This is a genomic window from Bacteroides sp. 1001302B_160321_D4 (genome assembly GCF_015667765.1).
GTDB lineage: Bacteria > Bacteroidota > Bacteroidia > Bacteroidales > Bacteroidaceae > Bacteroides > Bacteroides xylanisolvens.
This window is the reverse complement of record NZ_JADPLO010000100.1, coordinates 1-12,772: the sequence shown is the minus strand read 5'-3', so window position 1 is coordinate 12,772 and position 12,772 is coordinate 1. Positions and strand designations below refer to the sequence as shown.

Sequence of the window (12,772 nt, the reverse complement as noted above, 5' to 3'; positions counted from 1 at the left end):
ATTTGATACATCAATGCCGTTTTATCAATATAAAAATAACCATCCTGACGAAGGCTTTCAAAATTCTGAATACCGATAGGATAAATTTTATTGCTCATAATCTCTTCTTTTAAAAATCAACAACACATAAGTGAAGCAAGCGGATTCAAAATCCACTGGGACGGTTCACCTTCCTTATATAGATTCCCACTCTTTATCTCTTATTAATTCTTGAATACTATTTATGAAAGTCTCTGCTTGTGGATATAAGTTGTTTACCATTTCTTCGTCACAATATACAAAGTCATCATAATCTCCACTATGCCTTTTTTCAAATAATGTAGAAAAAGTTTTTCCTACTTTTACAGGAAGTTTTCCTGTCGAAATAAAGTGCAGACCAAGCATCGTCTTCACCCCATTATGAGTCTGCGTTTGAATATCATATTTTAAAAGAAGAGCTACAGTTGCATAATAGCATGCATAATACAGCCTGTTAATAGCAGCATTATAGAATGACTCACGTATCATAACCTCAGCCTCTCTCAATGTTTCATAAGCACGTTGTATCCGATAAGCGACCAGTGCTTTCTTACTTTCCTTATCTAGAATTTCTTTCATAAGACAATACCTTCGTTTATCACATTTACATAAAAAGGTGTTTTAAAAGGCCGGTTCTCCCAAAATTTCTTCAAAACAACTATCGGGCTAATACTAACACCTGTTTTCAATTCCAATTCATATAAAGGTAATGTGATAGCTTCTTCTTTAGCCAATGTCATTTTGTCACCTTCCACTAAAATGAGTAAATCAACATCACTATCATGCCTGGCATCCCCACGCGCCTCAGAGCCATATAAAATAGCCTGCGCATTGGGAGCAACACGTTTTAATGTTTCACGAATAGCTTCTATAATCTCTGGTCTCTTCATTTCTTACTCTTTCTAAATGCATGAATGAATCAAACTTACTACATTACAAAGATACATTTTTCTATCTAAACAACATCACATCTTACATGAAAGTTCGCCATAAAATCATTTAAAGTAGGTTTCCGTTCTCTGTTCAATCTGCTCTGTTCAATCGGATTTGCAATCCGATTGCTTGAGTATCAGGATTTGTAATCCGCTCCTTAACCTCTACCTTCCTAAACCAAAATCACCTCTAGCAGTCCTTTATCACCCGCATAACTCACCGCCGAACTATATAAATAATCTTCCTGTCGTGCAACAATCTCCTGCTTCACCGGATTATTATGAATATAATTCAATTTTTGCAGAAAGAAGTCATGCAAATAAATTAATTCGGGATGATTACCTTCTTGCCAAAAACGATACTTAGATATTTTTTTGTCATTAGCTCCGGCAAAGCGAAAACGATCCAACATCCATTCGCGACGACTTTCTTGAGGATCTGTTTCGAGTTCTGCCATAATACGTTTACTAGTGAACTTTTTAAAATCTCGAAGGATATCCGAAGCTGTTGCTTCTGTTCCGGAACTGACAATCATGTGCAAATGGTTACTCATTAATACCCAGGCATAAATTCTTAAGCCTTTTTTCTCCTGACAATAGGCTAGTGACTCCAGAATTATATGCTTGTATTTAGGACGGGTAAAGATATCTATCCAATCGACAACGGTAGAAGTAACAAAATATAATTCATCTAAAACTCGATTCGCAGTATCCATTGATATACTAATTTGATTAGAGAGGATAAATGTACGATTAAAATCGAAAGAGACAAAGGTTTTTAAACGATCGGACACGACAAGCGGACTAAAAATCCTGATACAAAAGACCAGCGGATTATAAATCCGCTGGAACCTTCTTATATATCTGCTGCGTAAGCGCGTAATGGTAGAACATTCTACAATTATTCACTGATTTTGCGGGCTTTTCTCTTCTGTCGCATCTATTCATTAAACAATAGTCGAATATTTATCCAAAGCCTTTCTCAAAGTTCTTTCCGAAACCGGTTTAGTCACAAAATCATTGCATCCCATCTCCAAAGCCAATTCTTTATCCGTTTCAAAAGCATAAGCCGTCAAAGCAATAATAGGAACCTCTTTGGAATAAGAACGAATGATATGCGTTGCTTCCAATCCATCCATGCGTGGCATTTTTATATCCATCAGAATTAAGTCCGGTTGATACTGCTTATACATTTCAATGGCTTCCACCCCATCCTTAGCCCAAAGCAATGTATATTCCCTGCCGATCAGATTCTTCAGCAGGATGAAATTACTTTCTACATCTTCCGCTACCAAAATCTTTTTGATCTGTTGCACACGATTTACAGTATTTCCTTTAGATTCCGTCTTTGACATTTTAAAGATTTCGCCGAGTTCTCCGGCTTCTTCATAAGGAATCGTGAAATAGAACGTAGAGCCTTTACCCAATTCAGAAGTCACCCCTATTTCTCCACCGATCTTTTCGATAATCATCTGACAGATAGATAGCCCTAATCCTGTGCCTTGAGCAAAAGAGTTCAGTTTGACAAAACGCTCGAAGACATGGTCTACTTTTTCCGGCTCTATTCCTATTCCTGTATCCTTCACATATACACGAATATTTTTATCCGTCCGCTCAAAACCCAAACGAATCTCTCCTGCATACGTAAATTTACTCGCATTAGTCAGGAAATTCGTTATCACCTGCATGATACGGTTCTGATCTCCCTCAATGAATAAATTCTCATCCTCATTATCAAAAACAAGAGTTACCCCTTCTTTCACACGTTCTTTATGAACAGCATAAATTGTCCGGCAAACTTCTCCCAGATTCATTGGACGCTTGATATATTCCAGTGTCCCGGCTTCTATCTTCGATAAATCCAGAATATCATTAATCAGTTGCAACAAAATATCCGAATTCTGATTGATAATACCCGAATAGAGCTTTTTCTCTTCAGCAGTTTCGGCAGCAGGCAATAATTGAGAGAATCCTACAATTGCATTCAGTGGTGTCCGGATCTCATGGCTCATATTAGCAAGGAAAGCACTTTTCAATCGGTCGGATTGCTCCGCCTTAATCCTTGCCTTTATCAGTTCCTGCTCAATATTCTGAAGATTAGTAATATCCCAAGAGATACCAATCAGCAACGGTTTGCGTCCTTCCATCGGCACAAGCGCCTTTAATGTCTGTACAATACGCGCTTTCCCAGTGGCGGAAAGATACGTTTCCTGCATATCAATACGCTTATGGGTCTGAAGTAATTCCAAATCATCCTTACGGAATTTCTCTGCGTCTCCATGACTCGGAAATACTTCATAGTCCGTATGTCCGATCGCTTTAGACGCCGGGATACCTGAATGGTCGGCAAATGCTTTGTTCCAATACAAATACCTAAAATCATTTTCCGGGTCTTTCACAAACAAATAGACTGGGATATTATTCAAAATACCATCCAGCAATAGATTTAGTTCGCGAAGTTCATCCTGTTTCTTTATAACATCAGTAATATCCTGTGTAAAGAACCAAGTCAGTTCTTCATTATTCTCACGAATCAGAAATGTAGATACTTGATGCATCCGCTCTTTATCTTCACCTTTCCGCATATAGGCAGCACGATAAGCAAAAGTGCCATCATTGTCACGTATTTCCTGAAGACGTCTTTCCCACGCCTCCTTTGTTGTCATAGAGACAGGCAGATCATATATCTTTTGGATACCCATCTGTTGGGTAACTCCGTATTCTTCTATAAATTGCTTATTTGCATAAACCAATGTCCCGTCTTCCGATACGGCAAGAATGCTGTCACTCACTTTATCGAGTACACTCTTGAAAACCTCCAGTTGCCTTTGCGTGGTCACCCGCTCCGTTATATCACGACACATAATCAATACATACTCCTCATCCAACGGAAAGATACGATTTTCGTAATGATGATGTTCACCATTAAAATCCAATTCATGATGGGCGGTTGAAACAGCTCCCGTGCTGACAGCCTGACGCATATTGGAGTGAATATTCTGATATGCTTCCGGTGGAACCATTTCCCGCATATACATTCCCTTAAAATCTTTGTTTGATATTCCGACATGATTGGTTTCTTCATTGGAAACAACTTCAATGCCTACTTCGTTCTGATTGAAGACAGTCAGCATATCCGGCAAAGAGTCCAGAATCCTGACAGCATATTTTTCTTTGAAACTAACGGGACGATTACTTATATTCTCATTCCTAAGAATAGAAAGCTCCTTTTTGAGCTGCTCATTTTCTTTCTTTAGCGCTTCCAGCTGTTCTAATAGTGCTTTTTGGTTTTGTTCGGTGTTCATGATATATCAGAATAAATGCGTACTTATCTGCCAAAAGTAAATATTTTTTTGAAGATAAGTACGCAAAAGCTAGTTTTTTTTTGAAAATCATTCAATTACCATGATCCGGTCGTTCAATCCCACCTTCATGCCATCTTCCACAAATACCTCTTTGACTACTCCATCCGTCACCGAACGTATCTCATTCTCCATCTTCATTGCCACCAATACGCAAAGCGGATCGCCACGTTTCACACGGTCTCCTTTCTTTACATACGTCTTCAGTATTACTCCCGGCATCGGTGCCTGTACTACCTGACGTCCCACAGACTCGGCAGCAGTGCGGGCATTATGTATCTTCTCCATTTCTCCCTGCAATTCAATCTGATAAAGCTCCCCTTTATTCATGATTGTATATGAATTATTGGAAGAGGGAGAAATCTGCACTCCATGCGAGTGGTGATCGATGATGATCGAATGGATAGAGTCCCCACCCATGTTATAATCGACCTCATATATTTTGCCATTGACTGCAATCTTCTTGATTGGTCCGTCCTCCAGTATTTCCACCTTATATTCACTATCCGGCATGTCCTGGAGCTTGGCGTAATATGTAGCTAATGTTGTACCCATAATCTGTTCTGTTATTTTTTAGTGTCAAATCAATAATTATTAGCAGTCATCTGCAACTTACCATAATACTTCCAGAGTGATTCGCCTACTACCGGAAGCGTTGTGGCACGGGAAGCCGCTTCTTTCTCCCGCTCGTAGTGTCTCACTGCGGCAGCAATGACAGCCACTGTCGGATCGGTATTCTGACGGCGTTTCAGGTCTTCCTTATCGAAGCGCGTATCAATAAACGTTGTATCATATTCGCCTTTCAGGAAAGCTGCATTCTTCAATACACGTTGATGGAAAGGAATTGTTGTTTTAATTCCCAAAATCTTGTACTCGCGCAAAGCACGTGCCATATTGGATATGGCAGAAGCACGGGTACGTCCCCAACAACAGAGTTTCGCAATCATCGGGTCATAATGCAGAGAGACTTCGAATCCGGCATAAGCGGCACTGTCAAGACGCAGGTTACGCCCTTCGGGAGCTTCACGAACAGTAATCACCCCAGGAGAAGGCATGAAGTTATTCTCCGGATCTTCCGCATAAATACGACATTCGATAGCTGCTCCGCTAAACTGAATATCATCCTGTTTATAAGGCAACGGATTTCCGGCGGCAACTGTTATCATATCCCGAACCAGGTCAACTCCCGTACATTCCTCCGTCACAGGATGTTCCACCTGCAAACGGGTATTCATCTCGAGGAAGTAGAAGTTTTGGTCTTTATCCATCATAAACTCCAATGTCCCGGCACTGTAATATCCTATTTTCTTACAGGCTTCCACAGCAACCTTCAACATCTTCTTTCTCGTCTCTTCTTTCACAAAAGGAGAAGGACTTTCCTCTATCACTTTTTGGTTACGACGCTGAATGGAACATTCACGTTCGTAAAGATGGACCACATTGCCATATTTATCTCCCATGATCTGAACTTCGATATGATGGGGATTTTCGATGTATTTCTCAATATATACCGCATCATTGCCAAAAGAAGTCCCTGCTTCGGATTGCGACAAACGAAGAGCCGTTTCCACTTCTTCTTCCGTACGTACCAAGCGCATTCCTTTTCCTCCACCTCCGGCAAGTGCTTTCAGCATAATGGGATAACCCACTTCATTGGCCACTTTCTTCACTTCATCAATCCCCTGCACAGGTGTCTCGGTTCCGGGAACAATGGGTAATCCTGCTTCACGCATAATCTTACGGGCTTCTGTCTTGATTCCCATTTTGGAAATAATGTCCGCACTCGGTCCGATAAAAATCACTCCTTCTTCTTCACAACGACGGGCAAAATCCGCATTCTCCGACAAGAAACCATATCCCGGATGAATAGCGGCTCCGGTCTTTTTGGCAATGGATAATATCAATTCCGGCTTCAGGTAGGAAGTATCTTCAGGCGATTCGGAGATGCAATAGGCTTCTTCCGCATAACGCACGTGCAAAGCTCCTCGGTCTACATGGGTATAAACAGCCACCGTCGAGATATTCATCACCCGACAGGTACGGAAGATTCGCATCGCTATTTCACCGCGGTTGGCTACTAATATTTTCTTTATCATAATCTTTTTATTCTTTTAATGAACACTCTCCATTCTCAACTCTCCACTCTCAACTTATTAAAGCGGAAGATTCGAATGTTTCTTAGGAGGATTAGACTGCCGTTTGTTGGCAAGCATCTCGAAACTTCGAATCAACCGCAAACGGGTTACCGCCGGATCAATCACTTCATCCACATATCCCAATTCCGCCGCCCGGTAAGGATTGGCAAACTTCCCGCGATAATCATCCTGAAGTTCTTTCCGTTTTTCTTCGGGATTTCCGGCCTTATCTATATCCTTACGGAAAAGGATATTCACAGCTCCATCCGGTCCCATCACTGCTATTTCGGCAGTAGGAAAAGCAAGATTGACATCTCCGCGGATATGCTTGGAGCTCATCACATCATAAGCGCCACCGTATGCTTTGCGGGTGATAACCGTAACTTTCGGCACTGTAGCCTCACAATAAGCATAAAGCAATTTTGCCCCGTTACGGATAATTCCGCCATATTCCTGATCGATTCCCGGAAGGAATCCCGGCACATCTACCAATGTCAGTAAAGGGATATTGAAAGCATCGCAGAAGCGGACAAAACGGGCAGCTTTGACAGATGCGTTAATATCCAGTGTACCAGCAAGTACCAATGGCTGATTAGCCACCACTCCCACTGTTTTTCCATTCAGCCGGATATAGCCGGTCACAATATTCGCTGCATATTCTGCCTGAAGTTCGAAGAAACTATTATCATCAGCCACTGCTTCAATCATTTCTTTTATATTATACGGCTGATTCGGATTGGTTGGAATCAAATTAGCCAGTTCCGGAGTCAGACGGGTCGGCGAATCGTTTGTAGCTACAAACGGAGGCTCTTCCATATTATTTCCCGGCAGATAGGAAATCAATTCACGAATATAATTAATACACTCAATATCATTCTCCGCAGAAAGATGGGCTACACCGGACTTTGTCATGTGTACGCCTACTCCGCCGAGTTCCTCTTTAGTGACTTCTTCCTGTGTCACACTTCTCACCACATCCGGTCCTGTAATAAACATATAACCGGAATTTTTCACCATCAGGATAAAATCTGTCAATGCAGGAGAATAAACCGCACCTCCGGCACATGGGCCCATGATCGCGCTAATCTGTGGAATCACTCCGGATGCCATAGAGTTGCGCAGGAATATCTCGGCATATCCGGCCAAAGAACGTACCCCTTCCTGAATTCGTGCACCGCCCGAGTCATTCAATCCGATGATGGGTGCTCCCATTTGCATAGCCATGTCCATCACTTTACAAATTTTCTTAGCGTGCGTTTCCGAAAGAGCTCCACCAAATACGGTGAAATCCTGTGCAAAGACATAGACCAGGCGCTTGCCAATCATACCGTATCCCGTCACTACCCCGTCTCCGGCAAATTTCTGCTTTTCCATACCAAAATCGGTACACCGATGGGTTACCAACTTATCCAGTTCGATAAACGAACCTTTCTCCAATAATAAATCGATGCGTTCACGGGCGGTCAGTTTGCCCACAGAATGTTGTTTTTCAATGCGAGCGTCTCCGCCGCCTTTTTCTGCTTTCCTGTTCAGTTCTTCCAGGTTGTTAATAAGCTCTTTCATAGGCTGTAGTTATTAAAGTTGTATGTGTGTGTAAAAATAAACAGTAATATATGAAATCATTGTCATATTGATTACACAAAGTACTTTTATATAATGAACGCCTCATGTGTGGAAAATGTTAGCATTTATGCCTTAAAACATCTTTATCCATTTATTTAGGGAGCTTTTTTTTGCAGGTTGCGACAACAAACTTCCCCGCTTTTCTGTTTATCGCTTATCATTTTTAATAAAACCTATACCGTTGTCAACTTCGATGTTGAACAAGGCCGCATCATTATCCGGGAAAATCCGAAATACCTTAGTCTGAACGAAATGTATCAGGTAGCCAACAGCTATCCGAAAGGCAGCAAAGCTAGGTAACGAAGCTGCGCTGGCCAACTTAAAACAATTACAACAAATTCTTAGCGTGAAGATGAAATAAATAGAAAATTCTTTTTATTCAACCGACCAAAGTGGGACGTTTGTTTGTTATATCAATAATAAACGACGTTCCACTTTTTAAATCTGATAATTATGACCTTGATCCTTGCTATTATTCCGGTGTTACTGTTGATTATATTAATGGCATTCTTTAAAATGCCGGGTGACAAAAGTAGTATCATTTCTCTGATCGTGACGATGCTGATTGCTATTTTCGGCTTCGCTTTTTCAGTAGACAATCTGTTTTACTCCTTTTTATATGGGGCGTTAAAAGCCGTCTCTCCTATCTTAATCATTATCCTGATGGCTATTTTCAGTTACAACGTATTGTTGAAAACAGAAAAGATGGAGATTATCAAACAGCAATTCGCTTCTATTTCTACCGATAAAAGTATCCAGGTGTTATTACTGACTTGGGGATTCGGCGGATTACTGGAAGCGATGGCCGGCTTTGGGACAGCAGTTGCCATTCCGGCAGCCATTCTTATCAGTCTGGGATTTAAGCCTATCTTTTCGGCAACTGTAAGTTTGATTGCCAACAGTGTAGCCACCGCTTTCGGAGCGATCGGAACTCCGGTGTTGGTACTAGCCAAAGAAACGAATTTGGATGTATTGCATCTTAGCACGAATGTCGTATTGCAGTTATCCGTTTTGATGTTCCTGATTCCGCTGGTTTTGCTTTTCCTTACTGACTCCAAACTTAAATCGCTTCCCAAAAATATATTTCTTGCCTTATTAGTAGGCGGAGTTTCTTTAGTCAGCCAGTATCTGGCTGCCAAGTATATGGGTGCTGAATCTCCGGCCATTATCGGCAGTATTCTTTCGATTATCGTGATTGTTCTTTATGGAAAACTGACTGCCTCTAAAGAAGAGAAAGCACGGAAAAGCCATCTGAAAACAAAAGATATACTGAATGCATGGAGCATCTATTTGCTGATTCTATTTTTAATCATTCTGACCAGTCCCCTCTTCCCGGAATTGCGTCATACATTAGAGAATAACTGGATAACCCGAATCAGTTTGCCCATCAATGCTTCCACCGTCAATTATACCATTTCCTGGCTAACTCATGCCGGGGTATTGCTTTTCATCGGAACTTTTATCGGTGGATTGATTCAAGGAGCTAAAGTAAAAGACCTGTTCATCGTTCTTTGGAATACAGTGAAGCAATTAAAGAAAACATTCATCACAGTGATCTGCCTTGTGGGATTATCCACAATTATGGATAGTGCCGGAATGATTGCTGTAATTGCCACGGCACTGGCTACGGCTACGGGAAGTTTGTATCCACTGTTTGCTCCGGTCATCGGTTGTCTGGGAACGTTTATCACCGGAAGCGACACCTCTTCCAATATTCTTTTCGGAAAGTTGCAAGCAAGTGTTGCAGGGCAAATTCATGTCAGTCCGGATTGGCTGTCCGCTGCAAATACAGTAGGTGCTACAGGTGGTAAGATTATTTCTCCACAAAGTATTGCCATTGCTACTTCTGCGGGAAACCAACAAGGAAAAGAAGGTGAAATACTGAAAGCAGCTATTCCTTATGCGTTGGTGTATGTGGCGATTACCGGAATTATTGTTTATATTTTCAGTTAACAAACCCAAAGTGCATAAAGAACAAATAGAGATATGAAGCAAAAGCCATTTATCCCTTCACCCCTTCACCTTTCCCTGTTCATCGGTGTTTGCGGGTGAAGGGCAGCCCTTCACCAAGAGTTCACTCCCGATTTCATTATAGCAAATCGGAATATGCTTATAGCTAAATGCAGTATGCTCATAGCATTTATTTTTCTTCCTGATAGTTGAAACAAACATTGGGATATTTATTTTAAATACGCTAAATGATTGAAACAAACTCTTTGATTTTTGTAAAGCATCGCTTTAAGTAGGCTAAAGCTATGCTTTGCATACTCTAAAGCATAGCTTTATATTCACCAAACAAGTACACGGGGAAAGGGCGGGTGAATCAGCTATCCTTCACCTTGTATATACCTATTTATCAGCCTTTACAACAAAAGATGAAGGGGACAACATCATACTCTTTTTTGTATATCGGTAAATGAGTAAGGATATTCTGTATTCATCGTATTCATATATTCGACACTGAATTTTAAATATTGCACTTTTGCCTCATTTACCATATTCATTTTTGTCAGAGACTGAATTGCATAACAAAGAGCCTCATCATTTATAGGATCAATATAAAATAAACTCTCACAAAGTGCAACAACTATCTTATACGCTTCTTTTTTAAAACAATTTTCGATCTCAATCAATAATACCGGTTCTAATTTTTGCTCAAGATTTCCTTTGAAAGAATCGAACTCTGGCATATCAATTGACCGAAGAAACTTCCCGCGAGATACAATTCCAATTAGTTCTGTCGCATTTCCTCCAGTATTATTTATCATCAAAAGTTTGACGCAAGCAAGATAATCACAATAAAATTCATCCGTGTATTCAATCCTGAACAAACCTTTATCATATACAAGTTCAATTCCATCAATTTCTTTTAAGATTCCTCTTACATGATTAATGGCAACCCCACGTGAATTTTTCACCTTATCTTCAGATTTACCGGGCCAAAACAATTCACTTAACCTCTGTGATGAGATACCTCCTTTAGGGCTATATTGAAGAATTGATAAGAATACCTGTTTTAATTTGGTACTAAACATATAGGTTATATCCTTATTTTGCCTGTCACGTACCATAAACTCCCCAAACAAATAAACGCTATTAGCTTTTACTAAATTTTGTTCCAAGGAAGTGGAACATTTTACATTTACTGGATTTATAACAGTTTTTTTATCATTTGCTCCTTGTTTCTCATGGGAACGACGTCTGATAAAAAAGATCAAAGCAGATATAATTACTATAACTAATAATATAAGTAATGCTATCAATATTTGGAAAGTAAATTCACTATTTCTACTGTGAGGTATGTATGCACTCAATGACGCATGACTTATCGGAGGAAAAGCCAATGAATACACACCCACACTGGAAGATATATCATCGTCGTCAAATTCCTGAACCACCGCAAAGAGTTTATTGAGTTTGTCACTATAATACAAATTAGCTTTCGTTTTTATCTTTTCGGAACGTATAGGTATAGAGTCACCCAATATTTGGAAAGTTCCGTCTTTGAATGCAAAACGATATAATTTGAGATAAGTATTAGAACAATGTTCCGGATAACAAAGCGTATAAAAATAAGAATCATCCTGAATAACCATTTCTCTTACAGGAACTATGTTTTCTCTATTCCATGGTATTTCCCACAGCTTGGAAACCGTGTTATTGTTCAAGTCTACTTTATGTAAATCATAAAAATATTGACGTCCCACTATTTGTTCGCCTGATTCATTACCCATACCTCCATATATATAGAGAGAATTGTCATCCTTACGGTATCCCATTGATGAAAAATAGCGTGGTTCTATCCGGTCTCCTTTCAAAACGACCGAGTCCAGTCTGTTTTTGTTATAATTATACACATACAATTCTTTACTATAGTATATGTCTCCAAAACCGCCAAATATGAAATGCCGTTCATTCTCCCGATCATAAGCAACACTATGGTGATGAAGTTGCATGGGTAAGTTTTCATTACTCACTACAGTCCATTCTTTCGCTCGCAAATCCAAAGTTGCAACTGTTGGTTTGCCAGCATCATCTACATGAACTTCATATACATAAAGTTTATTAGCCCCACTATTCCAAAAATTTGTTCCCAGAAAAATATCGATAGGACACTTATTTGCAAGACTATTACATATTACGTCACCCGAGTACAAATTATAGGTAATAAGAGTATCTTTATTAAATATGTAGATATTATCCGTAAGATCATCAAAATTATAGCCTGCTACACTAGAAGATGTAAACTTATACTTCTGTACCCAATTATAAGACTCATTTATAAGCCATTTCGGATTACTAACTTGTCCGAATACTTTTCCCTCAATAGAGTAAACCTCCTCTCCTTCACTTTCATCTAAGGGAAAATTGTACTGTTGTTTATCATCAGAAATTATAAGTTGTCTTATTGAGAAAACTGGCACATCAATCATATAATCACTCTTTCCAAAATATATGTCTGGAGTCCATTTAGAAGGTAACTCAAGGTTGTGTACAAAAAATTTTTGTTGTTTGATTGCAAGACATAAAGAATCTTTTTGTAAATCAAATTCCATCGATACTTGAAACCAACGAGATGCTACTAAATCCTTAGTCTCAAACTTGGCAGCAATAAGACTATTCTTTCCTTCTTCGTTTAGTTTAAACACAGAGAATATACCATCGTTATAATAAGATAAATTATAAATCTTATTATAACGAT

10 protein-coding genes are annotated in these 12,772 nt (G+C 39.7%); 1 reads left to right on the top strand and 9 read right to left on the bottom strand.

Annotated features, from left to right (window positions below; all coding sequences use genetic code 11):
• From KFO40_RS24265 to KFO40_RS24230, 8 genes are all read right to left on the bottom strand, one after another.
• Window positions 1-98 (bottom strand): AAA family ATPase (locus KFO40_RS24265; RefSeq protein ID WP_211146877.1); only part of this gene is annotated, 98 nt, incomplete at its 3' end.
• A 76-nt stretch (window positions 99-174) separates the two neighbouring features.
• A complete protein-coding gene (locus tag KFO40_RS24260; RefSeq protein ID WP_004316065.1) occupies window positions 175-597 on the bottom strand; it encodes a HEPN domain-containing protein in 423 nt (140 codons plus the stop codon).
• A complete protein-coding gene (locus KFO40_RS24255; RefSeq protein WP_004316066.1) occupies window positions 594-908 on the bottom strand; it encodes a nucleotidyltransferase domain-containing protein in 315 nt (104 codons plus the stop codon). The genes KFO40_RS24260 and KFO40_RS24255 overlap by 4 nt, the downstream gene beginning before the upstream one ends.
• Window positions 909-1,123: 215 nt before the next feature.
• The gene (locus KFO40_RS24250) at window positions 1,124-1,666 is read right to left on the bottom strand and encodes an REP-associated tyrosine transposase (protein WP_227237031.1); all 543 of its coding nucleotides are present in this window, start codon (window positions 1,664-1,666) and stop codon (window positions 1,124-1,126) included.
• A gap of 231 nt (window positions 1,667-1,897) precedes the next feature.
• Window positions 1,898-4,255 (bottom strand): PAS domain-containing protein, encoded by a 2,358-nt coding sequence (locus tag KFO40_RS24245; RefSeq protein WP_151922908.1) that lies wholly within the window; start codon window positions 4,253-4,255, stop codon window positions 1,898-1,900.
• Window positions 4,256-4,342: 87 nt separating this feature from the next.
• Complete coding sequence (locus KFO40_RS24240) at window positions 4,343-4,867, bottom strand: biotin/lipoyl-containing protein (protein WP_074705588.1); 525 nt, start codon at window positions 4,865-4,867, stop codon at window positions 4,343-4,345.
• 29 nt (window positions 4,868-4,896) lie between these two features.
• Complete coding sequence (gene accC / locus KFO40_RS24235) at window positions 4,897-6,408, bottom strand: acetyl-CoA carboxylase biotin carboxylase subunit (protein WP_008643568.1); 1,512 nt, start codon at window positions 6,406-6,408, stop codon at window positions 4,897-4,899.
• Window positions 6,409-6,465: 57 nt separating this feature from the next.
• Window positions 6,466-8,010 carry an acyl-CoA carboxylase subunit beta gene (locus tag KFO40_RS24230; RefSeq protein WP_004314805.1) on the bottom strand — a complete coding sequence of 515 codons (1,545 nt, stop codon included), beginning with the start codon at window positions 8,008-8,010 and terminating at the stop codon, window positions 6,466-6,468.
• A gap of 513 nt (window positions 8,011-8,523) precedes the next feature.
• Here KFO40_RS24230 and KFO40_RS24220 point away from each other — a divergent pair.
• Window positions 8,524-10,023, top strand: a complete 1,500-nt coding sequence (locus KFO40_RS24220; RefSeq protein WP_004314807.1) for an L-lactate permease — start codon at window positions 8,524-8,526, stop codon at window positions 10,021-10,023.
• 437 nt (window positions 10,024-10,460) lie between these two features.
• On the opposite strand, the gene KFO40_RS24215 is transcribed toward KFO40_RS24220, so the two are convergent.
• Window positions 10,461-12,772 (bottom strand): hypothetical protein (locus tag KFO40_RS24215; RefSeq protein ID WP_211146876.1); only part of this gene is annotated, 2,312 nt, incomplete at its 5' end.

Excerpts from the sequence above, each read along its gene's own strand:
- KFO40_RS24250 (WP_227237031.1), bottom strand. The coding sequence starts at position 1,666 with ATGGATACTGCGAATCGAGTTTTAGATGAATTATATTTTGTTACTTCT.
- KFO40_RS24255 (WP_004316066.1), bottom strand. The coding sequence starts at position 908 with ATGAAGAGACCAGAGATTATAGAAGCTATTCGTGAAACATTAAAACGT.
- KFO40_RS24240 (WP_074705588.1), bottom strand. The coding sequence starts at position 4,867 with ATGGGTACAACATTAGCTACATATTACGCCAAGCTCCAGGACATGCCG.
- KFO40_RS24245 (WP_151922908.1), bottom strand. The coding sequence starts at position 4,255 with ATGAACACCGAACAAAACCAAAAAGCACTATTAGAACAGCTGGAAGCG.
- KFO40_RS24260 (WP_004316065.1), bottom strand. The coding sequence starts at position 597 with ATGAAAGAAATTCTAGATAAGGAAAGTAAGAAAGCACTGGTCGCTTAT.
- KFO40_RS24220 (WP_004314807.1), top strand. The coding sequence starts at position 8,524 with ATGACCTTGATCCTTGCTATTATTCCGGTGTTACTGTTGATTATATTA.
- accC (WP_008643568.1), bottom strand. The coding sequence starts at position 6,408 with ATGATAAAGAAAATATTAGTAGCCAACCGCGGTGAAATAGCGATGCGA.
- KFO40_RS24230 (WP_004314805.1), bottom strand. The coding sequence starts at position 8,010 with ATGAAAGAGCTTATTAACAACCTGGAAGAACTGAACAGGAAAGCAGAA.